This window comes from Streptomyces sp. NBC_00335, from assembly GCF_036127095.1.
Taxonomy (GTDB): domain Bacteria; phylum Actinomycetota; class Actinomycetes; order Streptomycetales; family Streptomycetaceae; genus Streptomyces.
In genome coordinates this window covers 4,675,186-4,699,792 of record NZ_CP108006.1, presented here as the reverse complement: position 1 = coordinate 4,699,792, position 24,607 = coordinate 4,675,186, and the positions used below count along the sequence as shown (strand labels likewise).

The 24,607-nt window shown below is 73.5% G+C and carries 23 protein-coding genes; 12 read left to right on the top strand and 11 right to left on the bottom strand.

All coding sequences use genetic code 11. From position 1 onward, the window contains the following. Nucleotides 1-62: 62 nt before the first annotated feature. The 4 genes from OHA37_RS21195 to OHA37_RS21180 all read right to left on the bottom strand — a co-directional run bounded on the left by OHA37_RS21195 (nt 63) and on the right by OHA37_RS21180 (nt 5,352). On the bottom strand, nt 63-1,364 hold the full coding sequence (locus OHA37_RS21195; RefSeq protein WP_266907514.1) for an ABC transporter ATP-binding protein: 1,302 nt from the start codon (nt 1,362-1,364) through the stop codon (nt 63-65). Nucleotides 1,365-1,404: 40 nt separating this feature from the next. Then, nucleotides 1,405-3,147, bottom strand: a complete 1,743-nt coding sequence (locus tag OHA37_RS21190; protein WP_266907512.1) for an ABC transporter permease — start codon at nt 3,145-3,147, stop codon at nt 1,405-1,407. Between the two features lie 172 nt (nt 3,148-3,319). Then, a complete protein-coding gene (gene rfbB, locus OHA37_RS21185; RefSeq protein ID WP_266907510.1) occupies nt 3,320-4,297 on the bottom strand; it encodes a dTDP-glucose 4,6-dehydratase in 978 nt (325 codons plus the stop codon). A 146-nt stretch (nt 4,298-4,443) separates the two neighbouring features. Then, entirely contained in the window at nt 4,444-5,352 is a 909-nt protein-coding gene (locus tag OHA37_RS21180) for a DUF3027 domain-containing protein (RefSeq protein ID WP_266907508.1), read from the bottom strand. 347 nt (nt 5,353-5,699) lie between these two features. Between OHA37_RS21180 and OHA37_RS21175 the strand changes: the two genes are divergently transcribed. From OHA37_RS21175 to OHA37_RS21160, 4 genes are all read left to right on the top strand, one after another. After that, nucleotides 5,700-7,073, top strand: coding sequence for an MFS transporter (locus tag OHA37_RS21175; protein ID WP_266907506.1), 1,374 nt, complete (start codon nt 5,700-5,702; stop codon nt 7,071-7,073). Nucleotides 7,074-7,311: 238 nt separating this feature from the next. Further along, complete coding sequence (locus OHA37_RS21170; protein ID WP_266907504.1) at nt 7,312-7,800, top strand: DUF2771 domain-containing protein; 489 nt, start codon at nt 7,312-7,314, stop codon at nt 7,798-7,800. Nucleotides 7,801-7,813: 13 nt separating this feature from the next. Next, a complete protein-coding gene (locus tag OHA37_RS21165) occupies nt 7,814-8,572 on the top strand; it encodes a futalosine hydrolase (protein ID WP_266907502.1) in 759 nt (252 codons plus the stop codon). Beyond that, nucleotides 8,569-9,429, top strand: coding sequence for a 1,4-dihydroxy-6-naphthoate synthase (locus OHA37_RS21160; RefSeq protein ID WP_266907500.1), 861 nt, complete (start codon nt 8,569-8,571; stop codon nt 9,427-9,429). The genes OHA37_RS21165 and OHA37_RS21160 overlap by 4 nt, the downstream gene beginning before the upstream one ends. A gap of 56 nt (nt 9,430-9,485) precedes the next feature. Here OHA37_RS21160 and OHA37_RS21155 read toward each other — a convergent pair whose 3' ends face one another. After that, nucleotides 9,486-9,869 (bottom strand): cold-shock protein, encoded by a 384-nt coding sequence (locus OHA37_RS21155; protein ID WP_323182349.1) that lies wholly within the window; start codon nt 9,867-9,869, stop codon nt 9,486-9,488. 143 nt (nt 9,870-10,012) lie between these two features. Between OHA37_RS21155 and OHA37_RS21150 the strand changes: the two genes are divergently transcribed. Then, complete coding sequence (locus tag OHA37_RS21150) at nt 10,013-10,291, top strand: hypothetical protein (RefSeq protein WP_266907498.1); 279 nt, start codon at nt 10,013-10,015, stop codon at nt 10,289-10,291. An 18-nt stretch (nt 10,292-10,309) separates the two neighbouring features. Here OHA37_RS21150 and OHA37_RS21145 read toward each other — a convergent pair whose 3' ends face one another. Together OHA37_RS21145 and OHA37_RS21140 are read right to left on the bottom strand one after the other, a co-directional pair. Beyond that, nucleotides 10,310-10,939 carry an HAD family hydrolase gene (locus OHA37_RS21145; RefSeq protein ID WP_266907496.1) on the bottom strand — a complete coding sequence of 210 codons (630 nt, stop codon included), beginning with the start codon at nt 10,937-10,939 and terminating at the stop codon, nt 10,310-10,312. Between the two features lie 615 nt (nt 10,940-11,554). Continuing rightward, a complete protein-coding gene (locus OHA37_RS21140) occupies nt 11,555-12,496 on the bottom strand; it encodes a hypothetical protein (protein ID WP_266907494.1) in 942 nt (313 codons plus the stop codon). A gap of 86 nt (nt 12,497-12,582) precedes the next feature. On the opposite strand from OHA37_RS21140, the gene OHA37_RS21135 reads away from it, so the two are divergent. From OHA37_RS21135 to OHA37_RS21125, 3 genes are all read left to right on the top strand, one after another. Beyond that, nucleotides 12,583-15,078 carry a helicase C-terminal domain-containing protein gene (locus OHA37_RS21135; RefSeq protein ID WP_266907492.1) on the top strand — a complete coding sequence of 832 codons (2,496 nt, stop codon included), beginning with the start codon at nt 12,583-12,585 and terminating at the stop codon, nt 15,076-15,078. A 95-nt stretch (nt 15,079-15,173) separates the two neighbouring features. Beyond that, complete coding sequence (locus tag OHA37_RS21130; protein ID WP_266907490.1) at nt 15,174-15,800, top strand: DUF4291 domain-containing protein; 627 nt, start codon at nt 15,174-15,176, stop codon at nt 15,798-15,800. A 184-nt stretch (nt 15,801-15,984) separates the two neighbouring features. Then, nucleotides 15,985-16,668, top strand: coding sequence for a hypothetical protein (locus tag OHA37_RS21125; protein ID WP_266907488.1), 684 nt, complete (start codon nt 15,985-15,987; stop codon nt 16,666-16,668). Nucleotides 16,669-16,731: 63 nt separating this feature from the next. Here the strand turns inward: OHA37_RS21125 and OHA37_RS21120 are convergent, their stop codons facing one another. Both OHA37_RS21120 and OHA37_RS21115 read right to left on the bottom strand, forming a co-directional pair. Then, nucleotides 16,732-17,214: an N-acetyltransferase gene (locus OHA37_RS21120; RefSeq protein WP_266907486.1), complete on the bottom strand. Its 483-nt coding sequence runs from the start codon at nt 17,212-17,214 to the stop codon at nt 16,732-16,734. A 9-nt stretch (nt 17,215-17,223) separates the two neighbouring features. After that, nucleotides 17,224-17,865 (bottom strand): peroxiredoxin-like family protein, encoded by a 642-nt coding sequence (locus OHA37_RS21115; protein WP_266907484.1) that lies wholly within the window; start codon nt 17,863-17,865, stop codon nt 17,224-17,226. A gap of 84 nt (nt 17,866-17,949) precedes the next feature. Between OHA37_RS21115 and OHA37_RS21110 the strand changes: the two genes are divergently transcribed. From OHA37_RS21110 to OHA37_RS21100, 3 genes are all read left to right on the top strand, one after another. Then, on the top strand, nt 17,950-18,558 hold the full coding sequence (locus OHA37_RS21110) for a TetR/AcrR family transcriptional regulator (protein ID WP_266907482.1): 609 nt from the start codon (nt 17,950-17,952) through the stop codon (nt 18,556-18,558). Nucleotides 18,559-18,565: 7 nt separating this feature from the next. Continuing rightward, on the top strand, nt 18,566-19,222 hold the full coding sequence (locus tag OHA37_RS21105) for an HAD family hydrolase (protein ID WP_266907480.1): 657 nt from the start codon (nt 18,566-18,568) through the stop codon (nt 19,220-19,222). A gap of 129 nt (nt 19,223-19,351) precedes the next feature. Next, nucleotides 19,352-20,995 carry a DNA repair helicase XPB gene (locus OHA37_RS21100; RefSeq protein ID WP_266907478.1) on the top strand — a complete coding sequence of 548 codons (1,644 nt, stop codon included), beginning with the start codon at nt 19,352-19,354 and terminating at the stop codon, nt 20,993-20,995. Here the strand turns inward: OHA37_RS21100 and OHA37_RS21095 are convergent. Together OHA37_RS21095 and OHA37_RS21090 are read right to left on the bottom strand one after the other, a co-directional pair. Beyond that, nucleotides 20,961-21,848, bottom strand: a complete 888-nt coding sequence (locus tag OHA37_RS21095; protein ID WP_266907476.1) for a glycosyltransferase family 87 protein — start codon at nt 21,846-21,848, stop codon at nt 20,961-20,963. The two genes, OHA37_RS21100 and OHA37_RS21095, sit on opposite strands and share 35 nt — an antisense overlap. 127 nt (nt 21,849-21,975) lie before the next feature. Beyond that, complete coding sequence (locus OHA37_RS21090) at nt 21,976-22,161, bottom strand: hypothetical protein (RefSeq protein WP_243339576.1); 186 nt, start codon at nt 22,159-22,161, stop codon at nt 21,976-21,978. Nucleotides 22,162-22,483: 322 nt separating this feature from the next. On the opposite strand from OHA37_RS21090, the gene OHA37_RS21085 reads away from it, so the two are divergent. Further along, a complete protein-coding gene (locus OHA37_RS21085; protein ID WP_443046192.1) occupies nt 22,484-24,598 on the top strand; it encodes a HelD family protein in 2,115 nt (704 codons plus the stop codon). Nucleotides 24,599-24,607 lie beyond the last annotated feature (9 nt).

Below are 24,607 nucleotides of genomic sequence, written 5' to 3'. Positions count from 1 at the left end.
CGCTGCCCGGACCCGGTCCTCACACGCCGGACGGGCTGGGTTGGGCCGGGCGGCTGGAGGGGCTACCCCCGGGACGGGTCCTCGTCCAGGCGGTATTGCTCGGTGTCCGCGTGGTAGCCGTACAGCTCTCCGTAGCGGCCCCAGTCCGTCGCCGTTTCCAGTTGCTGTTCCAGCTGCTCGCTCGTGTAGTGGTGCGAGAGGAGGTCGCGGAAGAAGCCGGACCGCTGGGTGCCGCCCCGGGAGCGCTGCAGGGTGGTGTGGATCAGGTGGACCAGCGGGGCTTCCATGGCCCCCTGGGCGAACAGTTTCTTCGACTCCTGGACGTCGGCCCCCGCGAAGGCGGTGCCGCGCGGGGTCAGTACCAGGTGCAGGTCCCGTACCTCGGCCAGGCCCAGCAGTTCCAGCCCGTCCACCAGGGGCAGTACGTCGTCCACCTCCAGGCCCAGTTCGTCGGCGAGGTCGGCGAGGTCCTCGCTGCCGTCGCCGGTGCCCCGCTGGAGCACGATCTCGGCGAGGCCCGCCATGCCGTCGACGCTGGCGGCCGGGAGCGGGGTGTTGGCCGGGGTGCGCTTGGCCGGCGGGGCCGCGGCCGGCGTCTTGGCGGTGCGGCCGGTCATCACCGCGTACACGGCGTCCACGATCCGCTCGAAGTCGGCGCCGGCCCGGTCGCGGGGGCGGGCCAGGTCCACCGCGAAGGTCTCCTTGATGGTTCCGTAGGGCCGCGAACCCAGCACCACCACCCGGTCGGCCATCAGCACCGCCTCCTCGATGTTGTGGGTGACCAGCACGACCGCCTTGGCGGGGAAGCGGTCGGAGGCCCAGAGCTCCATCAGCTCGCCGCGCAGGTTCTCGGCGGTGAGCACGTCCAGGGCGGAGAACGGCTCGTCCATCATGAGGACGTCCGGCTCCACGACCAGCGCCCTCGCGAAGCCGACGCGCTGGCGCATGCCGCCGCTGAGCTCCTTGGGGTAGGCCGACTCGAAGCCGTCGAGGCCGATCAGGTCGATCGCCTCCACCGCCTGGCGGGCCCGCGCCTCGCGGTCCATGCCCTTGGCCTCCAGGCCCAGTTCCACGTTCTGCTGCACCGTCAGCCAGGGCAGCAGCGCGAAGGTCTGGAACACCATCGCCGTGCCGGGGTTCGCGCCGCGCAGCTCCTCGCCCCGGTAGGTGACCGAGCCGGAGCTGGCGGGGATCAGCCCGGCGAGGCAGCGCAGCAGGGTGGACTTGCCGCTGCCGGACTTCCCGAGGAGGGCGACGATCTCGCCCTCGCGGATCTCCAGGTCGATGCCGCCGAGCACGGGCAGCTCCCCGTCGGCGCCGGCGTAGGACTTGGTGAGGGCGGCGGCCTGGAGGATCGTGGTCATGGGGTCGGGCTCCTCGGGTCGGGCGGGCGGACTCGGTGGCTCAGAGGGAGTAGCGGCGCTCCGCGAGGCGGTACAGGGGCCGCCAGAAGAGCCGGTTGAGCCCGACGACGTACATGCTCATGACGGCGATCCCGGCGATCAGCTGGGGGAAGTCCCCGGCCTCGGTGGCGTGGAAGATGTACGCGCCCAGGCCGGTCGCGGACAGCGTCGTACCGGCGAAGGTGACGACCTCGCCGACGATGGAGGCGTTCCAGGCACCGCCCGAGGCGGTGATGCCTCCGGTGACGTACGAGGGGAACACGGCCGGGATGATCAGGCGCTTCCAGCGCTGGAGCCCGCGGACGCCGAGGTCGTCCATGGCCTCCTTGAGGTCGGAGGGGATGGCCATGGCCCCGGCGATGGCGTTGAAGAGGATGTACCACTGCGCGCCGAGGGCCATCAGCAGGATGCAGCCGATGTTGATGTTCAGCCCGGTCTCGAGGAAGAACCAGACGGCCACGGGGAAGAGCAGGTTCGCGGGGAAGCTCGCCAGGACCTGCACCACGGGCTGGGCGATCTTCGTGAGCCGGGGCGAGGAGCCGATCCACACGCCCACGGGCACCCACACGACGGTGGCGGCGGCGACGAGCACGATCACCCGGACGAAGGTGATCAGCCCGAGCACGAGGGGCTCCCCGAAGACGCCGAGGCCGGTCTCGCGCTGGAGGTAGCGCACGAGGTCGTACAGGCCCCACAGGATGACGGCTCCGGCGATGACGGTGAAGACCACGTCGCCGGTCCGGCGGCGGGCCGGGTCCACGGACAGCGCCATGTCGTCGCGGCCCAGTACGCGGGCGGCCCGGCCGGTGGCATCACGGGCGGGGGCGGTGGCGCGGCCGAGCAGGCGGGGCCAGTGGGAGCGGCGCAGGAAGTCCAGTACGTAGCTGCGCTGGACGTCGGTGGACTCCGACTGCTCGTTCTTGTACTTCTCCGCCCAGGCGGTGAGGGGCCGCCAGAAGAGGAAGTTGACGGTGACGATGGTGACGGTCATCGCGAGGATGACCCAGCCGACCTTCCCGAGGTCCCCCTCGCCGATCGCGGTGCCCGCGTAGGAGCCGAGGCCGGGGACGGCGTACTCCTGCCCGGAGACGGAGACCGCTTCGGAGGCCACGAGCATGAACCAGCCGCCGGCGAAGCTCATCATGCCGTTCCACACCAGGTCGATGACCCCGGCCGGGACCTCCACGCGCCAGAAGCGCATCCAGCGGGTGAAGCCGAACGAGCGGGAGACCTCGTCGAGTTCGCGCGGCAGGGAGGTCAGGGTGGCGTAGAACCCGAAGGTCATGTTCCAGGCCTGCGAGGTGAAGATGGCGAAGATGACGGCGCATTCGAGGCCGAGGAGCGAGCCGGGGAAGAGCGCGACGAAGAAGGTGACGAGGACGGAGAGGAAGCCGAGGACGGGGACGGACTGGAGGATGTCCAGGGCCGGGATCAGCACCCGTTCCAAGCGGCGGCTGCGGGCGGCGGCGTAGGCGTAGCCGAAGGTGAAGACCACGGAGGCGATCAGCGCGATGAACATCCGCAGGACGCTGCGGGCGGCGTAGTACGGGAGCTTCGAGGGGTCCGTGTCCACGTCGGGGACGTCGGCGGGGTCGAAGTTGACCGTGGTGCCCTTGCCGACTTGGAGGATCGCGTACCCGAGCACCAGGAAGGCGGCGGCCACGGCGAAGTCCACCCAGGACAGGCGGGTGCGCGTGGGGGCCGCCTGGCCGGTGTGGGTTTCGGGGCGCGCGAAGGTCTTCATCCCGCCCAGCGGATCACGCCGGGCGGGCGCCCACACCCCAGGTCACCCAACCGGGCGAGGCCCTCCCGGGGCGAATCCCGGCGGGCTCCCGGGTCGCTCCCGGGTGGCTCTGCGTCGGGCTCTGCGTCCGGCTCCGTGTCCGGCTCTGCGTCCGGCTCCGTGTCCGGAGTGCTCAGGCCTGCCGGGCGGCCTTCGCCTTGAGCGGCTCCCACCAGGCGCGGTTCTCCCGGTACCAGGCGATCGTCGAGGCCAGGCCCTCCTCGAAGCCGACCTGCGGTGCGTAGCCGAGCTCCTCGCCGATCTTGGTGATGTCGAGGGAGTAGCGCAGGTCGTGGCCCTTGCGGTCCTCCACCGGCTCGACCATGTCCCAGCCGACGCCGGCGGCGTCCAGCAGCAGGCCGGTGAGCTCCTTGTTGGTGAGCTCGACGCCGCCGCCGATGTTGTAGACGTGACCGGCGCGGCCCTTGTGCAGCGCCAGCTCGATGCCGCGGCAGTGGTCCGCGACGTGCAGCCAGTCGCGGATGTTGCCGCCCGTGCCGTAGAGCGGGACCTTCTTGCCGTCGATCAGGTTGGTGGTGAAGAGCGGGATGACCTTCTCGGGGAACTGGTACGGCCCGTAGTTGTTGGAGCAGCGCGTCACCACGACGTCCATGCCGTGGGTGCGGTGGTAGGCCAGCGCCAGCAGGTCGGAGCCCGCCTTGGAGGCGGAGTACGGGGAGTTCGGCGCGAGCGGCCACTCCTCGGTCCAGGAGCCCTCGCTGATCGAGCCGTACACCTCGTCGGTGGAGACGTGGACGAAGCGGCCGACGCCGTGCTTGCGTGCGGCGTCCAGCAGCACCTGCGTGCCCACGACGTTGGTCGTCACGAAGGGGCCCGCACCGGCGATGGAACGGTCCACGTGGGACTCGGCGGCGAAGTGCACCACCGCGTCGTGGCCGGCCATGACCTGGTCGACGGCGTCGACGTCGCAGATGTCACCGCGGACGAAGGCGTAACCGGGGTGGCCCGCCACGGGCGCGAGGTTCTCCTCGACGCCCGAGTAGGTCAGCTTGTCGAAGACCGTGATCGTGGCGGCAGGGTCTGCCGAGAGGGCGGAGCGTACGAACTGCGAGCCTATGAAACCGGCGCCACCGGTCACGAGAATACGCATAGTGCGGTCACTGTACTGGCCCAACCCGGCGCGGTAGTGGCCCACTTCGACAAGGGCGGGGCCGGCTCCGGCGGTCACCGCGCGGCGCGGGGAGCAGAACGGCGCGGTCCCCGCCCGACCGGGCCGGGACCGCGCCGTTCCCGGTGTCAGGAGTGGCCGAGGTCCGGGGCCAGGGGGTCCGTGGTGAGGACCGAGCCGGAGTCGGCGGAGGGGCGCAGGTGGAACTCGTCCGAGGCCATCGAGTCCAGGACGGGCGGCGCCGGTCGCGGCGGCGCCGGCATGACCGCGGCCTCCGAGTGGCCGCCGCAGCCGTAGGACAGGGAGACCAGCCGGCCGTCCGCCGGTCCGAACTCGTTGGCGCAGATGCCGAAGGCCTGGCCCAGCGAGCCGCCGATGGCGACGAGGAAGCCGCAGGAGACGCACGAGGCCGGGGCCGCCTGCGCCATCGGGGTCTTCGCGCCGAAGGACTCGTCCCAGCGGTCGGCCGCGGTGTGCAGCCCGTAGCGCGAGAGCACCCGCGCCCGGCGCATGCCCAGCTCCTCCGCCACCGAGGTGATGGAGCCGCGTACGGGCACCACGGCGCGGTCGGTGACGTCGGCGTCCTCCGCCTCGACCAGCTCGGCCATCTCGCTGGACACGACCGAGTTCGGCGGCGGGGCGTCCTCGCCCGACCAGCCGGCCTCCAGCCGCAGGTCCTCGGCGTCCGTGGGGAGCAGGTCGCCCGGCCCCATGTCGCCCGGCCGCAGCCGCTCGCTCCACGGCACCCACTCGGGTGCCAGCAGGGCGTCGTCGCCCGGCAGCAGCACCGTTTCGTCGAGGGTGACGTTCTTGGCCCGGGACGCACGCGTCACCGTCACGGCCCAGCGCCAGCCGCGGTAGGCGGGGTCCTTGCACTCGAAGAAGTGCGTGACGACCCGGTCACCCTCGGAGACGGCGGCGGTGTGCTCGCCCACCACTCCGGGGTAGGCGGCCTCTTCGGCCGCCGCCCGGGCGAGGGCTACCGCCTCGACGCACAGGCGGTCGGGGGTACGGCTTCGCGTCGTCGCAGCACTCACAGGTCTCGTTCTCTCCTACGCCGTCTCACGAGTGCGCCGTCCGTACTTGTCGTCCACAACGACCCGTCGGCTGTCCCTACGTAGCGCGGGCGGAGCGGACCAGGGGGCCGCGTCGACGTCCGCGCCCGATCGGGTTCCAGGGCGCACCTACCTGCGATCCATTCTGCGGGATCGCGAAGAGGCGCGCGGCCAGGAGCAACCGCCGGTGGCGCGCTACGCACGCTACCTCCTCCGGCGCCTTCGTCCCACATGCAAGGTCCGATTCGCGGACACCCGAGGCCAACCCGGGGACCGGCCGGGTCCCCGCGACGCGCCGGGAAGGGTCCCGGGAGGCCGAGTGGGGCAGTATGGGCCACGTGGCACCCGTACGGTCGTCCGATGACGGCTCGGGACCGGCCAGGCGGGCCGGCCGGGCCGTCGGGCGTGCCCTGCACCTGCCCTTCACCGGTACGGCGCGCGGGATCCGGCGGGCCACGCACGCCCACGGGGCGGGCGAATCGGGCCTCGGCAAACTGATCGAGCTGCACGCCATCAACGGCGCGGGTGATGTGATGATCACAGTCGCGCTCGCCTCCACCGTCTTCTTCTCCGTTCCCACGGACGAGGCGCGCGGCCGAGTGGCCCTGTACCTCGCCATCACGATGGCCCCCTTCACCCTGCTGGCCCCGGTGATCGGCCCCCTGCTGGACCGGCTGCCGCACGGGCGGCGGGCCGCGATGGCCGGCGCGATGCTCACCCGGGCCCTGCTGGCCGTGATGATGTCGGGCGCGGTGGCCACCGGCGGCCTGGAGCTGTACCCGGCCGCCCTCGGCGTGCTCGTCGCCTCCAAGGCCTACGGGGTGGTGCGCAGCGCCGTGGTCCCCCGACTCCTCCCACCCGGGTTCTCGCTGGTCAAGGCGAACTCCCGGGTGACCCTGGCCGGCCTGCTGGCCACCGGCGCCGCCGCGCCCGTGGGCGCCGCCCTGCACACGATCGGCCCGCCGTGGCCGCTCTACGGGGCGTGCGCGATCTTCATCTGGGGCACCTTCGCGGCATTCACCCTGCCGCACAAGGTCGACGAGGCCAAGGGCGAACGCCGGGCCCGGCTCTCCACCCACGAGGCGCACTCGAAGCGGCCGGGGCTGCGCACGGTCAGCCGGCCGGTGCTGTGCGGGCTGCTGGCGAACGCGTCGATGCGCGGGCTGTCCGGGTTCCTCATCTTCTTCCTGGCGTTCCTGCTGCGCGAGCACCCGCTCGCCGGGCAGAGCGCGGCGGTGTCGCTGGGCATCGTCGGCGTCTCGGCGGGCGTCGGCAACGCCTGCGGGACCGCCGTCGGGGCCTGGCTCCGGGCCCGCGCGCCCGAGGCGATCATCGCCGCCGTGCTGTCCCTGACCCTGGCGGTGGCCGTCCTCGCGGCGGTCTTCTTCAGCGGGGTGTTCATGGCCGTCCTGGGCGCGACCGCCGGCTTCTGCCAGGCCCTCGCGAAGCTCTCGCTGGACGCGATGATCCAGCGCGACGTGCCCGAGGCCGTCCGTACGTCGGCCTTCGCCCGCTCGGAGACCCTGCTCCAGGTGGCCTGGGTGCTGGGCGGCTCGATCGGCATCGCCCTCCCCCTGAACGGCGTCCTCGGCATGTGCGTCGCCGCGACGGTGGTGGCCCTGGGCGCGGCGATGGCCCTGCGCGGCTTCCTCACGTCCCCGCGGCACCAGCAGCACACGTCCTCGCGACCGCGGGTGGCGTAACCGATGCCCTGCGGGGCCGTAGGTTCGGCCGGCCCCGGCCTGCACGCGAACGCCGGGGGTCGGAAAATCCAGCCCCTCCGGCGTTTGAGGAGCGGGGTCCGGGGCGGCGCCCCGGAAGGCCCGGCGCAGCCGGGGGCGCTGTGCGCAGCGGCGCCGCACCCCGGGAACCTCGCGCAGCGCGCCGCACCGTAGGACCCCGTGCAGCAGCGCAGCGTACGGGCCCGATAGCCTTCGGCTCATGACCGCACCGCTTTTCTCGGGTAGGGCCCGCCGCAGCGTCGCGGCCCTCGGAGCCGTTTCCGCCGGCCTCCTCCTCCTCTCCGCCTGTGACAAGCCGACGCCGCTGGCGACCGTGACGGTCGGCACCTCGTCGGTGTCCACCGAAGCCGCCTGCAGCGACGCCAAGGAACTCACGGGCGAGAAGGTCCAGGAGTGCTTCACGGACCTCAAGCACGCAAAGACCATCGACTACGGCCGCGGCGACACGCTGCGCCTCGGTGTCGAGCCGGACGTCGTCGAGGACGGCAAGAAGTGGCAGCTGGTCCTGGACGGACAGCAGATCACCGAGCCGACCTCCAACACCTACGACAGCTTCCCGGGCGCCGACATCTTCGCCACCGGCGGCCAGGGCGGCGAGCCCCCGGCCTCCAAGAAGCTCAACATCGTCCAGGTCTCCGAGGACGGCAAGCCCCTCGCCGTCTGGGCCTTCACCCTCAAGCTCAAGTAGTCACGCACCCACCATGCGCGCGCTCATCGTGACCGCGGTGACGGCGGAGGCCGACTCCGTCGTCCGAGGCCTGTCCGGTCCGGTCCCTCATCCGGACCACGTCCCCGTCGACGAGCACAGCCCGGACCACGCCCCCGGTGGCGAACCGCCGCGCACCCTCCCCGGCGGTTACCTCATCCACCGCCGGGGAGCCTTCGACGTGCTGGTCGCCGGAGTCGGCCCGGCCGCCGCGGCCGCCGGCACGGCGACCGCCCTGGCGCTCGCGTCGGCCCCCGGCTACGGCCTCGTCGTCTCCGCCGGCATCGGCGGCGGGTTCGCGCCCGCCGCCCCGATCGGCTCCCTCGTGGTCGCCGACGCGATCGTCGCCGCCGACCTGGGCGCCGACACCCCGCAGGGGTTCCTCACCGTCACGGAACTCGGCTTCGGCCGCAGCGTGCACCTGCCTCCCGCAGAGCTCGCCGCGCGCGCCGCCGAGGCGACCGGGGCGCTGCTCGCGCCCGTACTGACCGTCTCCACCGTCACCGGCACGGCCGCCCGTACGACCGCCCTCGCCGCCCGGCACCCGCTCGCCGGGGCCGAGGCCATGGAGGGCTTCGGGGTCGCCGAGGCCGCCGCCGCCCACGGGCTGCCCGTGCTGGAGGTCCGTGCCGTCTCCAACGCCGTGGGCCCCCGGGACCGCGACGCCTGGCGGATCGGCGAGGCGCTGACGGCGCTGGCCGACGGCTTCCGCGCCCTGGGCCCCGTACTCGCTTCCTGGGGAGGACCTTCATGACCGGAACAGCTGCCGCAGCGCCCGTACGGATCGCGTACTCGCCCTGCCCGAACGACACCTTCGTCTTCGACGCCTGGGCCCACGGCCGGGTCCCCGGCGCGCCCGCCCTCGACGTCACCTTCGCCGACATCGACCTCACCAACGGCATGGCCGAGCGCGGCGAGCTCGACGTGCTGAAGGTCTCCTACGCCGTCCTGCCGTGGGTCCTGGAGGAGTACGCGCTCCTCCCCTGCGGCGGCGCGCTGGGCCGCGGCTGCGGACCGCTGGTCCTCACGCGGGAGCCGGGCCTGGACCTGACCGGCAAGACGGTCGCGGTCCCGAGCGAGCGCTCCACCGCCTACCTGCTGTTCCGCCTGTGGGCCGCCGACGTGCTACCCGAGGGCGTCGGCAAGGTGGTCGTCCTCCCCTTCCACGAGATCATGCCCGCCGTGCGCGACGGCCGCGTGGACGCCGGACTGGTCATCCACGAGGCCCGGTTCACCTACCGGGACTACGGGCTGCACTGCCTGGCCGACATGGGCGAGCACTGGGAGTCCACGACCGGCCTGCCGATCCCGCTCGGCGCGATCATCGCCAAGCGCTCCCTGGGCGCGGACGCGCTGCGCGCGCTCGCCGAGTCGGCCCGTACGTCGGTCCGGATGGCCTGGGCCGACCCGGAGGCGTCCCGGCCCTACGTACGGGCGCACGCGCAGGAGCTGGACCCGGCCGTCGCCGACCAGCACATCGGTCTGTACGTCAACGAGTTCACCGCCGACCTCGGCGAAGCCGGCTACGCGGCCGTGCGCGGGCTGCTGACCCGGGCGGCCGCGGAGGGTCTGGTTCCGGCCATCGCAGCCGACGCGCTGGCCTTCCCGTAGGACATGACGGTGCCCCGCGGCTCTCGCGAGCTGCGGGGCACGGCCCTTCGCAAGGCTCAGACGTCGAGCTGGTCGGCCACCGCGCGCAGCATGCCGGCGATCTTCCCGCCCTGCGCCTTGTCGGGGTAACGACCCCGCTCCAGCTGCTGCGTGACGTTCTCCAGCACGGTCGTGAGGTCCTGCACGATGGAGGCGAGCTCGTCCGGCTTGCGCCGCTGCGCGGCCGCGACGGAGGGTGCCGGATCCAGGACGATCACGGAAAGTGCCTGGTCACCGCGCTGCCCCGCGACAACACCGAACTCGACGCGCTGGCCGGGCTTGAGCGCGTCCAGCCCGTCGGGGAGCACCGACGAGTGGACGAAGACGTCGCCGCCGTCGTCGCGGGAGAGGAAGCCGAAGCCCTTCTCACTGTTGAACCACTTGACCTTGCCGGTAGGCACGTCCGTCCTCTGTCCTTGCGTTCGTGGGCTGGGAAGCGGGCCTCTGACCCGCACCTCTCAGGCTAGTTGCCCCTCTCCGGGTGACAAGACGTTCCCCGGTCCTTCGCGGGTGACCGCTCCGGCCAGGGAACTACCCTGGTCGGGTGACTGTTACTCCTCAGCCCGAGACCCCTCAGCCCGAGCAGGGCGCCGACGACGCCCGCCCCGGCGACGCGCTCGTCAAGGCCGGCGGCATCGTCTTCATCGTCGGCGCCGTGGCCACGCTCGCCACGATGGCCCCGCTCTTCCTCGACATGGACCCGTTCCCGTCGTACGCGTGGGCCGTGTGCATGCTCATGGGCGTCGGCTTCGCGATCTCGGCGGCGGGCGTACTGCGCTCGGCCGCCGCGCAGCGCACGGCGGCCCGCGCCTCGCAGGCGTAGTACGGGAGGGGCCTCGCGCTACGCGGTGCGCGTCCGCTCGTACTCCGCGAGCCAGGCCGGCAGCTCCGTGAGGTCCGTCAGGACCACGTCCGCGCCCGCCGCCCGCAGTTCCGGCTCCGGGCACGGGCCGGTCGGGACCGTCACCGACAGGGCGCCGGCGGCGCGGGCGCCCCGTACGTCGCCGACGTGATCGCCGACGTAGACCTGGGCCGCGTACTCGCGCAGGGCGACCGCCTTGGCCTCCGCCCACAGCCAGCCGATGACCGCGTCGGGCTTGATGCCCAGGTGGTCCAGGTGCAGGCGGGCGTTGGGCTCGTGCTTGGCGGTGACGACGATCGTGCGGCCGCCGAGGGCCCGGACCGCTTCGACCGCCTCGCGGGCGCCGGGCATCGCCGGGGTCGGCCCGATGGCGTGTGTGGGGTAGATCTCCCGGTAGCGGTCGGCCACGGCGGGGATCTCGGCCTCCGGGAACCAGTACGCGAGCTCCTGCTCCAGCGGCGGACCGAGGCGGGACACGGTCTGCGCGGTGTCGATGAAGGTACCCGTCTCGGCCGAAAGCGCCTCGAAGGCCGCCTTGATGCCCGGCCGGGAGTCGATGAGGGTCATGTCGAGGTCGAACCCGACGGTCAGCTGCGTCTCGGAGCTCATGCCTCCCATTGTGCCGAGCCGGGCACTGCGGACGGGAACGCAGACTTAGCCCCGCCTTACCAGGCAGTGAAATGTGGCGACATGTCAGCCCCGCTCCCGCGCGGTCCGGCGGTGCCATCGCCGTCCCGGCGCGCGGCCCGACCGGGCTGCACTCGGCCCTGCGGGGCGAAGTCCCCTCCCCGCCCTTCCACCGTTCCCCGGGCCAGCCCGGACCCGCGCCTCAAACGCCGGCGGGGCTGAGGATGCCCCGGGCTGCGCCCGGACCCCTGGGGCTCCGCCCCAGACCCCGGTCCTCAAACGCCGAACGGCTGAAAAGCCAAACCCCGGCGGCTGAAAAGCCGAACCCTGGCGCTCAAGAGACCCACCACCGGCGCGACTGGACGCGCCCGGGTCGGGGACGGGGGCGGGGTGGGGTGTCGGCCTGGACGTAGAGCGTGATTTGTGGCGCAGGTAGAGCCCGCGCCCTGTCGGAGTTCAGGAGGGGGCGCCTAAATCATGCAGTCCAGGCCGACACCCCACCCCGCCCCCGGCACCGACCCCACCCGCAGCCAGCCCGCACCCAGGCCACCCCCAGCCCCGCCGGCGTCCGCACCAGACGACCGCCCCCGGAGGGGGTCAGCGGCGGCGGGAGCGCCAGAAGAGGTAGGCCGCCGAGGAGACCGCCGCGGCCCGCGCCAGCCAGGGCAGCAGGTTCTGGAAGGTACCGCTCAGGGCCTCGTCGGCCAGCGGAGCCCCCCACCGCCCGTTCAGGCGACCCCACAACCACACCACCGCCCCCGCGAAAACCACCCCGGGCAGCCCGAAGACCACCCACTTCCGCTCCGCAGGACCCAGCACCCGCGAGGCATACGCGAGCAGCCAGCCCGCGGCGAGCAGCAGCCAGTAGCCGGAGACGGCCCCCGCGATCAGGGCCACCCCCGCGAGCATCAGGAAGGCGTACGGCTTCCGCTTCACCGCGGCCGCCGCGACCGCCGCGGCCACCGGAGCCGCAGCGGCCGCCGCGGCTTCCGCCTTCGCCCGGCGCCGCCGCTCGCGCAGGTAGCCCATGAGGGTCGGCGGACCCTCCGGAGCAGCCTCCGCCGGAGCCTGCGGCTGCGACTGCGACTGCGACTGCGCGCCGGCCCCCGCACCCGGTCCCTTCAGCAGCTCCGGGATCTCGATCCCGCCCGCAAAGCCCTCCACCGAGGATCCGGGCCCGACCGTCCACCAGTCGGGCTCCAGCGTCTCGCCCGCACCCGCTTCGTCGACCCCCGCGAGATGCGGCGCCGCGACCCCCCTCTGCACCGGCACCGAAGGAGCGGAGGGAGCAGAGGGAGGAGAGACATCCGCCGCCGCCGGCAGCGTGTCCAGAACCTCCTCCGGCGTACCGATCCGCTCGAGAATGCGCCGCACCGCCGCCGGCGTCTCCGGTTCGTACTTGGCCCGCCGCCGGTCGATCTCGTCCCGCAGCCCCGCCACCAGCCGCATCCGGTCCCCCGACGACAGGTGCCTGCGCTGCGCCAAGTCCCCGACCTGGCTCAGATATTCGTAGACCAGATGGTCGCTCTCGATCCCCACGCCCCGGCTCCTCCCGTGCCACCTGAAGCGAAGGTAGCGCGTGCGCCCGTGGAGCGGCCGGGGGCGCAGCGGATACCGTTGGCCGGATGGGGACCGGCCGACTGACCGGCCGACGCGACCAGGAGGCGACGACCGTGCCTGACCCGAGCACCCCGGGAAGCGCTCCGCGCTCCCTCGCCGAAGCGCTGCGCGCCCGCGACGACGACGGGCTCGGCGCCCTGTTGCGTGCCCGGCCGGACCTGCTGAGCCCGGTTCCCGGGGACGTGACGCAGCTCGCCACGCGCGCCGGGACGCGGGCTTCGGTGGTGCGCGCGCTGGACCGCCTGGACCGGTTCGCCCTGCAGACCGCCGAGGCCCTCGCGGTGGGCCCGGAGCCCTGCCCGTACGCGGTACTGGAGTCCCTGCTCAGCGGTGACACCGGCACCACCTCCGGCGCCGACAACGGGGCCCGCGCCGAACTCCCCCGGGCCCTGGCGACCCTGCGCGAGCAGGCCCTCGTATGGGGCGACGACGAGCGGCTGCGCCTGGTCCGCACCGCCCGCGAACTGCTCGCCCCCTCCGCGACGCGGCCCTCCCCCACCGGCCTCGGCCCCACCGTCGCCGAGGCCACGGCCGGCATGTCGCCGACCCGGATCCAGGAGATCGTGGCGGCCGTCGGGCTGCCCGCGACGCACGACCCGGTGTCGGCGGTGACCGCGCTGACGGCCCTGTTCACCGACCCGGAGCGGATGTCGGCGCTGCTCGACGAGGCTCCGGCGGAGGCCCACCAGGTGCTGGGCCGGCTCGTCTGGGGCCCGCCCTACGGGGAAGTGACGCCCCATCCGACGCCGCCGGTGCGCTGGCTGCGCGCCCGCGGACTGCTGCTGCCGGCCACGGCGCGCACGGTGCTGCTGCCGCGCGAGGTGGCGCTGCACCTGCGCGGCGGGCTCGCGCACCGGGCGACGGAGCCACTGGCCCCGGCCGTTCCCGCGCACCGCGAGCACCGTCCACAGCTTGTGGACGCGAACGCGGCCGGCCAGGCACTGGCGGCGCTGTCGACGGTCGAGGAGCTGGTGAAGTCCTGGGAGCACACCGGTCCGCCGGTGCTCCGGGCGGGCGGGCTCTCCGTACGCGACCTGAAGCGGGCGGCGGCCACCCTGGACACCGACGAGCCGTCGGCGGCGTTCTGGATCGAGCTGTCCTACGCGGCCGGCCTGCTGGCCAGCGACGGCGAGGCCGACGAGCGGTACGCCCCGACCCCCGCCTTCGACGTCTGGCTCGAACTCCCGCCCGCCGAGCGCTGGTCGGCGCTGGCCGCCGCCTGGCTGACCGCCACCCGGACCCCGGGCCTGGTCGGAGAGCAGGACGCGAAGGGCCGCACCCTGTCGGTGCTCGGCGCGGAACTGGACCGCTCCGCCGCCCCCGAGGTGCGCCGCCGCATCCTGAGCCTGCTCGCCGAGCTCCCCGAGGGCGGCTCCCCGGACCCGGCGGTGCTCCTCGCCCGCCTCGCGTGGGAGCGGCCGGTGCGCGGTACGAGCGAACTGCGCGCCCGCCTCGCCCGCTGGACCCTGACCGAGGCGGAGGTCCTCGGAGTCACCGGCCGGGGCGCGCTCGCCGCGCCCGGCCGGGCCCTGATGGAGGGGCGCGACCCGGCGCCGCTGCTCGCGCCGCTGCTGCCCGAGCCCGTGGACCACGTACTGCTCCAGGCCGACCTGACGGCGGTGGCCCCGGGTCCGCTGCGGCGGGCGCTCGCCGAGGTGCTGGCCGTGCTGGCGGAGGTGGAGTCCAAGGGCGGGGCCACCGTGTACCGGTTCACGCCCGGGTCGGTGCGCCGCGCCCTGGACGCCGGCCACACCGCCGTGGACCTGCAGTCCTTCCTCACCGAGCACAGCCGGACCCCGGTGCCGCAGCCGCTGTCGTACCTCATCGACGACGTGGCCCGGCGGCACGGACACCTCCGGGTCGGCGCGGCCTCCTCGTACGTGCGCTGCGACGACGACGGCATGCTGAACGAGATCCTCGCCGACAAGCGGTCCGCCGGCCTCGGGCTGCGCCGCCTCGCGCCGACCGTACTGGCCGCGCAGGCCGAACCCACGGCGCTGCTCGACGGGCTGCGGGCCATGGGGTACGCCCCGGCCGCGGAATCCCGTACGGGAGACGTCCTGGTCTCCCGCGCCGACGCCCACCGCACCCCGGCCCGCGCCCTGCCCGTACCGGTCCCCGACGGGCCGCCGGTCCCGGACAGAACGCTGCTGGGGGCTGCCGTACGGGCGATCCGTGCGGGCGACCTGGCGGCGACGGCGGTCCGCAAGGAGCCGGCGGGTCCGTCCGGGTCCGCGGCGGGCGGCTCCGGCGCTCCGGGCGAACTCCCGCGCACGAGCGCGGCGGAGACCCTGGCGACCGTGCAGGCGGCGGCGCTCACCGGGTCGGCGGTGTGGATCGGCTACGTCAACGCCGACGGCGCGGCGAGCCAGCGGGTCATCGCCCCGGTGCGGGTGGAGGGCGGCTTCGTCACCGGCTACGACCACACGGCGGACGAGGTACGGACCTTCGCGCTGCACCGGATCACGGGGGTCGCGGAACTGGCGGAGGACCAGGTCTAGTCGGGGGAGGGAAAGGACGGCCCGGAGCCGGACCCCGGGGGCGCCCGGAGGAAATCCCCTGGCCCCGGCGGGTCATGGGCCCGCACCCTGGAGCCATGTCCGACGCAACCCCCACCGGCCCCGCCACTCACACCACCCACGTCCCCCGCCATCAGATCCGCGCCGCACACACCGCCGACACCCTCACCGTGTACCAGGCGTACCACCCGCGGATCGGGGTGCCGGCCGCCCGGGACGGCCGTTTCCCGCCCGACTGGAAGCGGGAGCGGATGACCTGGGTCAAGCCCTCGTTCCTGTGGATGATGTACCGCTGCGGCTGGGCCACCAAGTCCGACCAGGAGACGGTCCTGGCCGTCGAGATCACCCGCGCGGGCTTCGACCGGGCACTGAGCGGGGCCTGCCTGTCGCACTACGTCCCCGGCGTACACGTCGACCGCGAGGCCTGGACCCGGGCCCTGCGCACGGCCCCCGCCCGCGTGCAGTGGGACCCGGAGCGGGACCTGCACCTGAACCCGTTGCCGTACCGCTCGCTCCAACTCGGCCTGTCAGGACCGATGTCACGCGCCTACGCCGACGAGTGGACGGTCTCCATCCGCGATGTCACCCCGCTGGCGCGGGAGGTCCACGGCCTGCTCCGCTCCGGCGAACCGGAGGCGGCGCGGGCCCTTCTCCCGCTGGAGTCCCCCTATCCGGCCGGACCGCTGGAGCACTTGGGCGCATAGGAGGCGCGGTCCTCGGCGCCCTCGGCGCCCTCGGCAACGGCAACGGCCGCGGGCGCGGTCCTCCGCGCCCTCGGCAACGGCCGCGGCCGAGCACCGTCCGATCGCCCGTGCCGCTCCCCCGCACCCCTCGCGTGCACTATCTTGAACATGTTCAGTTGAACACGTTCAAGACCGAGGGGGCGTCATGGAGGAATCCCAGAAGGTGTCCGGCCAGCAGTGGGCCTGGGGCGTGGCGGGGGTCGCGGCGGCGGGAGCCGCGGCGGTCCTGGGGATCGCCATGTCCCAGCTCCTGGGCGGGTTCTTCTTCACCACCGCGATCGTGACCGCCGCGCCGCTCCTGATGCGCGGGGGCCCGAAGGCGTTCGCGCGGACCTGCCTCCTCATCGGGTCGGGCCTGATCGCCTGGTCGGTGATCGGCGCCCTCATCGGCATGTTCTTCTTCCTCCCGGCCGCCGTGCTGCTGCTGATCGCGGCCTTCGTGGACCCCCAGAACCGCCCGGGCACCAGGTTCTCAGTGGCGGCGCCCCTGATGGCCGCCGCATCCTTCGCCCTGATCGCCCTCCCCCTCTTCTTCCCGTCGGCCCACGATTCGGAGGCGAACGAGCCGCCCCCGTACTTCTCCGCGAAGCTGGATGGCGAGAACGACCGGGACCGCAGCCAGGAGGTGGACGGCTACAAGGAACGGTTGCGGCCGTTCGGGGCGACCCAGGTGGAGGTGGGCGAGTACGCCGGGGAGCTCAAGCTCCACGTGGGCATGCCCAAGCACTTCCCCGAGGAAGGGGGCCGGGAGGCGCTCAAAGCGGAGATCTCCCGAATCCCGGGCGTGAGCGCGGTCCGCTTCTGCACCTTCCACACCTGCGACGACTGACGATCGGGGGATCGGTGGACCGGGGTGACCGGGGTGACCGGGGCGATCGGGGCGACCGGGCGATCACCTGGGCGCGTAGTCGATCCGGTCCGCCGGGAAGGGCCAGGCCTCGGCGAGCCAGCGCGTGACGGTCCCGTACACCGCCTTGTCGTACGCGGCCCGGTCCCCGCGCACCCAGGAAGTCACGTGCACGCGCTCCGGGTCCGCCTTCCCGGGGTAGATGTAGAGGCAGCCGATGACCTCCCCCTCCCCGTCCCGCTCGCCGTCCAGCACGCTGTACGTGAACCCCCGCCGTTCGGCGAAGTCGCGTGCGTGGCGCACCAGGTCGGCGAGGTTCGCCTCCGCGCTCATGCCCTCCTCCGGAGGCCAGTCCCCCAGGAAGCCGGGCGTCGCGCGCACGTGATCGATGCTCCCGCTCCAGGCGGCGAGGTCGCCCTCGTTGTGCTCGGGCCCGAGGGGCTCCAGCCGGAACCCCTCCCCGACGAGCCGGACGGGCACCTCGAACACCTCGGCCGGCGGTACGAATCCCTGCTGCTCCGTAGTCATGCGCCGACCCTACGCAGCCCCCTCCCCGGCGCCCACGGGATATCGGGCCGCCGCCAGCCGGAGCAACTCGTCGACGGACCACTGGTCGTAGACGTGCTCGCCGTACTTGGCGGCCAGCACCCGGCCGTCCGGCCCGATCAGCAGGTCGGCGGGCAGCCCGAGCCGTCCATTCGGCTGGCTCCGGGCGGGAAGCCGCTCCCGGCCCCGCGCCACCGCGGCGGCCGAGCGGGCGATCGCCCACAGCACCGGCCCCCAGGCGCGGGGGTCCAGCAGGGAGCGCGGGGAGGATTCGACGCCGAACTCCCGGTACAGCCGCTGCTGCGGATCGGCGATCACGGCGAAGGGGAAGTCGGCGATGTGCGGGCGCAGTTCCTCCGCCGTGGAGTGGAAGAGCACGACCTCGCGGATCCCGGCGGCCTCGATCTCCGCGTGCCGCCGGACGACGGAGCGCAGGTGGAGGTGGCAGACGGGGCAGCCGGCGAAGCGCCGGAACTGCAGGTGGACGAGGCGCTCGGGGTCGGGCACGGAGACGGACCCTCCCCCGTAGGCCCCCGCCTCGGAAGCCCCCGCCTCGGAAGCCCCGCCCTCCGGGGCCCCTCCTGCGACGGGCGTGAGCTGGCGTACGGGTACCACGGAACCGGTTTTGAGCATGGGAAACCCTCCCTCGACAGGCGTAGGCGTATGCAGTACGCCTACCCCTCCAGCGTAGGCGTATGCCGTACGCTGTCAACCGTCATGCCGCGCCCCCGCTCACACACCCCGGACCAACTGGCCGCCGCCGCACTCGCCGTCATCGACCGCGACGGGCTCCCCGGCCTCTCCATGCGCGCCGTCGCCACCGAGCTCGGCATCAGCCCCATGGCCCTGTACCGCTACGTCCCGGGCCGCGAGGAACTCGAAGCGCTCGTCGTCGAACTCGTCCTCAGCGGCGTCGACACCACCCCGCCGCCCCCGGGCCCCTGGCAGGGCCGGATCACGGTCCTGGCCCACCGCCTGCGCGACACCATGAGCGCCCACCCGGAAACGCTGCCGCTCTCCCTGACGCACCGGCACCGCTCGCCCAGCGGGCTGCGCTGGTCGGAAACGGTGCTCGGAGTCCTCACGGAGGCCGGCATCGAGGCGGAGGAGCGGGTCATCGCGCTGCGCGCCCTGATCTCGTACGTGATCGGCGCCACGCAGCTGGAACACCTCGGGCCGCTGGCCGGACCCGGAACCACCGCCATCGCCGGTCTCCCCCCGCAGGAGTTCCCGTACATGTCGGCCACCGCCCGTGACGCCCGATCGGTCACCCCGGACCGGGAGTTCGAGGGCGGCCTGAAGCTGCTCCTGCGCGGCCTGGCATGATCCGCCGGTGACCACCTCGGCCGCCTCGGCCACCGCTCCCGCCCGGTACGTCCTGTTCGACGTCGACGGCACCCTCGTCGACGCCGTCGCCAACCAGCGCCGGGTCTGGGCGGCCTGGGCCGCCCGCCACGGACTGGACCCGGACGCGGTGTACGCCGTGGCCCTGCGGACCCGCCCGATGGAAACCTTCGCGGCCGTCGCCCCGGACCGGGACCCGCACGCGTGCCTGGCCGCGCTGCACGAGCTGGAGGACGAGGACGTCCGCTCCGGCACCTACGCCGCCTTCGGCGGCGCGGCCGGGCTGCTGTCCGCCCTGCCCCCGGGGAGCTGGGGCCTGGTCACCTCCAACTACGGGCACCGGGTGCGCGGCCGCTTCGACCGCACCGGCCTGCCCGTGCCCGAGGTCCTCGTGGACGCCGCCTGCGTGACGGAGGGCAAGCCCTCTCCGGTCCCCTACCTGCTGGGCGCCGAGCGCCTCGGCGCGGACCCGGCGGACTGCCTGGTCATCGAGGACGCCCCCTCGGGCATCCAGTCGGGCCTCCGGGCGGGCATGACGGTCTGGTCCGTCAACGCCCCCACTCCACCCCCGGGCGCCCATCGCCACTTCCCGACGCTCCGCGAGGCCGCCCCCGCCATCCTCGCCTTCGCCTCCGGCGGAGCCTGACCCCGCGCCGCACCGGCCGGCGGGGCTCCCTACGGCCCAGAACCACCCCACCCGCTGAGCGATGCGGCAGACTGGAGGTTTGGCCACCCGCGTCCGGGTGGCCCTCCCCCGCAGGAAAGGGACACGCGCGTGAACGGGCCCCTCATCGTCCAGAGCGACAAAACGCTCCTCCTAGAGATCGACCACGAGCTCTCCGCGGCCGCGCGGCGCGCCATCGCGCCCTTCGCCGAGCTGGAGCGTGCCCCCGAGCACATCCACACGTACCGGATCACGCCGCTCGGGCTGTGGAACGCGCGGGCCGCCGGGCACGACGCCGAGCAGGTCGTGGACGCGCTCGTGGAGTTCTCCCGCTACCCCGTCCCGCACGCGCTGCTCGTCGACGTCGCCGAGACCATGGCCCGCTACGGCCGGCTCACCCTCTCCAAGCACCCCGTCCACGGGCTGGTCCTCACCAGCACCGACCGGCCGGTGCTGGAGGAGATCCTGCGGTCGAAGCGGGTCGCCCCGCTGGTCGGCGCGCGCCTTGACGCCGACACCGTGGCCGTGCACCCCTCCGAGCGCGGGCAGATCAAGCAGACCCTGCTCAAGCTGGGCTGGCCGGCCGAGGACCTCGCCGGGTACGTGGACGGCGAAGCGCACCCGATCGAGCTGGACGAGACCGGCTGGGCGCTGCGCCCCTACCAGCAGCAGGCCGTCGAGGGCTTCTGGCACGGCGGCTCCGGCGTGGTCGTACTGCCCTGCGGCGCCGGCAAGACGCTGGTCGGCGCCGGCGCGATGGCGAAGGCCAAGGCGACCACGCTGATCCTGGTCACGAACACCGTCTCCGCCCGCCAGTGGAAGAGCGAGCTGATCAAGCGGACCTCGCTGACGGAGGAGGAGATCGGCGAGTACTCCGGTACGCGCAAGGAGATCCGGCCCGTCACGATCGCCACGTACCAGGTCCTGACGACGAAGCGGAAGGGCATCTACCCGCACCTGGAGCTCTTCGACTCCCGGGACTGGGGCCTGATCCTCTACGACGAGGTGCACCTGCTGCCGGCTCCGGTGTTCAAGTTCACCGCGGACCTGCAGGCGCGGCGGCGGCTCGGACTGACGGCGACGCTGGTGCGCGAGGACGGCCGGGAGTCGGACGTGTTCTCGCTGATCGGACCGAAGCGGTTCGACGCCCCGTGGAAGGAGATCGAGGCGCAGGGCTACATCGCGCCCGCCGACTGCGTCGAGGTCCGGGTGAACCTCACCGAGTCGGAGCGGCTCGCCTACGCGACCGCCGAGACGGAGGAGAAGTACCGCTTCTGCGCGACCACCGCCACCAAGCGGAAGGTCACCGAAGCGCTGGTGCGCAAGCACGCGGGCGAGCAGACGCTGGTCATCGGGCAGTACATCGACCAGCTCGACGAACTCGGCGAGCACCTCGACGCGCCCGTCATCAAGGGCGAGACGTCCAACGCGCAGCGCGAGAAGCTCTTCAACGCCTTCCGCGAGGGCGAGATCAGCGTGCTGGTCGTCTCGAAGGTCGCGAACTTCTCCATCGACCTGCCCGAGGCCACGGTCGCCATCCAGGTGTCCGGCACCTTCGGCTCCCGCCAGGAGGAGGCCCAGCGCCTGGGCCGCGTCCTGCGCCCGAAGGCGGACGGCCACGAGGCGCGCTTCTACTCGGTCGTCGCGCGCGACACGATCGACCAGGACTTCGCGGCGCACCGCCAGCGCTTCCTGGCCGAACAGGGCTACGCCTACCGGATCATGGACGCCGACGAGCTGCTGGCCGACGGCTGACGGACCGGGAGGACGAACGCTGACGGACGCGGTGGCCCGGTACGTGGTGTCGCGCGGGCGGCTGCCGCTGCTCGTGGTGCTGCGGGTCTTCGGCGGCGCGGACATCCCGCCGGCCGAGGGGTGAGCGGCGGCGCAGGACGGCGGCGAGCAGGGCCGTGAGCAGGGGGACGGTCCAGACCCACAGGTGGGGCCAGTCGAGCAGGAGCGAGCGGCCGCCCGCGGGCGGGTGCCGGGACCAGAACTCGGCGGAGGCCCCCGGGAGGACCAGCTGCCCGAGCAGGCCGCTGCCCGCGAAGGCGGCCAGCGCGGTCAGCCCGGCCCTGACCTGGCCGGTCAGCAGGAGGTACGGGATCAGCAGCGCCGGGGTCAGGGTGATCCCGGCGGCCGTGCCCAGCGCGAAGCCCTTGCCGAGGGCGCCGCGCGGCCGGTGCAGGTCCCACAGGACGGGGCAGGCCAGGGCCAGGGCGATCTGGCCGGACAGCGGGGTCTGGAACAGCGGCTCCAGCCACAGTCCGGCGACGGTGGCGGCCAGCACGGGTCCCGGCCGGGCCCGTAGTCCCGCCGCCCGGCACGACAGCAGGATCAGCAGGGCGAACAGTGCGGCGCTGCCCCCCACCAGGACGGCCTTCAGTACGCCGGTCGGCAGCCAGGCGGCCGGGGCGAAGAGGATGGCCGCGAAGGGCGGATACGCGGCGGGCGGGCTCCACTCGGCGGCGGAGAGGCCGGGGGCGAGGGCATCGGCCACCGGGATGCGCAGGGCGACGCAGAGCACGCCGAGCACGAGCAGCAGGCCCGTGAGCAGCACACCGGCGCGGGGCGACGGAGAGCGGCTGGGCTCGGAACTCCGGGTCACGGCGCGACCCTAGTGGATCAACGCCCCGAGACCCGCGCGGAGGTGTCCGGCCGGCCCGTGGAGGTCCGATCGGCGAGGCGGCGCGGGGCGTGTGGCTCGGCCCGCGGCACCGGCTCGGCGCCGGGCCTCAGTGGCGTATGACGCCCGCGTCCTCGGAGTATTCACCGAGGACGACCACGCTCACGGCGGTGGCCGCGAAGACCTTGGCCGCGCGCAGGACGCTGCCGACGCTGTGGCGGGGGCGGGAGTCGGAAGTGGCGGTGGCGCCGCGAGGGCGGCGACCCTGGACCGGGGTGTAGGTTGCGGTGCTCATGTATCCATGGTCGGTTTTCGACCGGCTTGTCACATCGCCCTGAGGGCTGAACCTCCAGGTCCCCGGCATCCTCCTCCCGGCCCATGCCTCCCCCTACGGGCTCTGTCCGAAGGAGGACACGGACCGAACAACCCCCGTACGGGGTCACGGCCCAGAAGGACTTTCGGCCCCCCGTAATCCATTCGCGCGGCGCCCTCGCGATGGCTACAATCTCCGCTCTTGCCGCCTCCCGCCGCGCCACCGGGAGCGCCGCCCGCCGCTCGGAAACCGGCGGGCCCGTCCGCCCGCATCACGCAGGTCCTCAGCAGATGGAGGCAGTTCCGTGCCCGCGCACGCCCACGTCACCGACCCCGACGCCGACCCCGACTCCGCCCCTTACGCCGACGCTGCCGCCACCGACCCCCTGGGCCGCGAGCGGGCCCACCTCGCCGCCTCCCGCTCGGCGCTCCGCGCGATGCGCGAGGACGTCGAGAACCTCGACATCCGTGACGTCACCGCGAACTGGGTCAACGCGATCGTCCTCCAGGCCCAGATCGACGACCGGATCAAGGCCCTCGCCGACCTCGCCCACACCCCGCTCTTCTTCGGCCGCCTCAACTACCTGCACTCGCCCGGCGCGGAGCTCGCCGAGGGCGCGGAGGGCGAGCAGTTCTACATCGGCCGCCGCCACGTCCACGACGCCGGCGGCGACCCCATGGTGATCGACTGGCGCGCGCCGGTCTCCCAGCCCTTCTACCGGGCCTCGAAGAACGACCCCCAGGACATCGGGCTGCGCCGCCGCTTCGGTTACACGGGCGGCGAGCTGACCGCGTACGAGGACGAGCACCTCTCCGACCCCGCCGAGGCGGCGGCCGTCAGCAAGCTGCTCCAGCAGGAGATCGAGCGCCCGCGCGTCGGCCCCATGCGCGACATCGTGGCGACGATCCAGCCGGAGCAGGACGAGATCGTGCGTTCCGGCCTGTCGGGATCCGTCTGCGTGCAGGGCGGTCCCGGCACCGGCAAGACGGCCGTCGGCCTGCACCGTGTCGCGTACCTCCTCTACGCGCACCGCGACCGCCTCGCCCGTACCGGCACCCTGGTCATCGGGCCGAACCGTTCCTTCCTGCACTACATCGAGCAGGTCCTGCCCGCCCTCGGCGAGCTGGAGGTGAAGCAGGCCACGGTCGACGACCTGGTCGCCCGCGCGGACCTGGAGGTACGCGGCGCGGACGCCGCCGAAACCGCCGTGGTCAAGGGCGATGCCCGGATGGCGGATGTCCTGCGCCGCGCGGTCCACTCGCACGTCTCGGAGCCGGTCGAACCGCTGATGGTGGTCCGCGGATCGCGCCGCTGGCGGGTGCCCGCGTACGAGATCGCCGAGATCGTCGCCGAGCTCCAGAACCGCGACATCCGCTACGGAGCCGCCCGCGACGCCCTCCCGCAGCGGATCGCGCACGCGGTCCTCGTACGCATGGAGCAGGCGGGCGAGGCGCCCGACGACCGGGTCCAGGACGCGGTGGCGCGCAATCCCGCCGTGAAGGCCGTGGTCAAGGCCGTGTGGCCGCTGGTGGAGCCGGCCAAGCTGGTGCTGCGGCTGCTCTCGGACGCGGGGTTCCTCGCGGAGCACGCGGAGGGGATCCTGTCGGAGCGGGAGCAGGAACTGCTGCTGTGGGCCAAGCCGGCGCGCAGCGTGAAGTCGGTGAAGTGGTCGGCGGCGGACCTGGTCCTCATCGACGAGGCGACGGACCTGGTGGAGCGCACGCACTCGCTCGGCCACGTCGTCATCGACGAGGCGCAGGACCTGTCCCCGATGCAGTACCGGGCGGTCGGCCGGCGCTGCACGACCGGCTCGGCGACGGTCCTCGGCGACCTCGCGCAGGGTACGACCCCGTGGGCGACGCGCAGCTGGGACGAGGCGCTGGGGCATCTGGGCAAGCCGGGCGCGGTGCTGGAGGAACTGACGGCGGGCTTCCGCGTGCCGCGCGAGGTGATCGCCTACGCCTCGCGGCTGCTGCCGGCGATCTCGCCGGGCCTGTCACCGGTCTCCTCGGTCCGTGAGACCCCGGGCTCGCTGATCGTCTCCCCGGTCGACTCCTCTTGCGCCCTTCCGGCGGCGGTGATCGAGGCCTGCCGGGCCTCGCTGGTGCACGAGGGGTCGATCGGGCTGATCGCGGCGGACGCGTGGATCCCGGAGCTCGGGGAGGCGCTGCTGGCGGCGGGCCTGCCGTACCTGTCCCCCGGCGAGGAGACGACTGCCGAGTCGCGCCTGACCCTCGTACCGGCTTCGCTCGCGAAGGGTCTGGAGTACGACTACGTCGTGCTGCACGAGCCGGCCGAGGTGGTGGCGGGCGAGCCAGACGAGCGGACCGGCCTGCGCCGCCTGTACGTCTGCCTCACCCGAGCCGTCTCGGGCCTCACCGTCCTCCACGCGGCCCCGCTGCCGGCTGCTCTGGCGTAGCCCTGCGGG

Coding starts and splice junctions, on each gene's coding strand:
- OHA37_RS21165 (WP_266907502.1), top strand. CDS start 7,814: ATGCGCGCGCTCATCGTGACCGCGGTGACGGCGGAGGCCGACTCCGTC.
- OHA37_RS21195 (WP_266907514.1), bottom strand. CDS start 1,364: ATGACCACGATCCTCCAGGCCGCCGCCCTCACCAAGTCCTACGCCGGC.
- OHA37_RS21170 (WP_266907504.1), top strand. CDS start 7,312: ATGACCGCACCGCTTTTCTCGGGTAGGGCCCGCCGCAGCGTCGCGGCC.
- OHA37_RS21190 (WP_266907512.1), bottom strand. CDS start 3,147: ATGAAGACCTTCGCGCGCCCCGAAACCCACACCGGCCAGGCGGCCCCC.
- OHA37_RS21120 (WP_266907486.1), bottom strand. CDS start 17,214: ATGACTACGGAGCAGCAGGGATTCGTACCGCCGGCCGAGGTGTTCGAG.
- rfbB (WP_266907510.1), bottom strand. CDS start 4,297: ATGCGTATTCTCGTGACCGGTGGCGCCGGTTTCATAGGCTCGCAGTTC.
- OHA37_RS21175 (WP_266907506.1), top strand. CDS start 5,700: ATGGGCCACGTGGCACCCGTACGGTCGTCCGATGACGGCTCGGGACCG.
- OHA37_RS21115 (WP_266907484.1), bottom strand. CDS start 17,865: ATGCTCAAAACCGGTTCCGTGGTACCCGTACGCCAGCTCACGCCCGTC.
- OHA37_RS21090 (WP_243339576.1), bottom strand. CDS start 22,161: ATGAGCACCGCAACCTACACCCCGGTCCAGGGTCGCCGCCCTCGCGGC.
- OHA37_RS21145 (WP_266907496.1), bottom strand. CDS start 10,939: ATGAGCTCCGAGACGCAGCTGACCGTCGGGTTCGACCTCGACATGACC.
- OHA37_RS21135 (WP_266907492.1), top strand. CDS start 12,583: ATGGGGACCGGCCGACTGACCGGCCGACGCGACCAGGAGGCGACGACC.
- OHA37_RS21110 (WP_266907482.1), top strand. CDS start 17,950: ATGCCGCGCCCCCGCTCACACACCCCGGACCAACTGGCCGCCGCCGCA.
- OHA37_RS21125 (WP_266907488.1), top strand. CDS start 15,985: ATGGAGGAATCCCAGAAGGTGTCCGGCCAGCAGTGGGCCTGGGGCGTG.
- OHA37_RS21160 (WP_266907500.1), top strand. CDS start 8,569: ATGACCGGAACAGCTGCCGCAGCGCCCGTACGGATCGCGTACTCGCCC.
- OHA37_RS21130 (WP_266907490.1), top strand. CDS start 15,174: ATGTCCGACGCAACCCCCACCGGCCCCGCCACTCACACCACCCACGTC.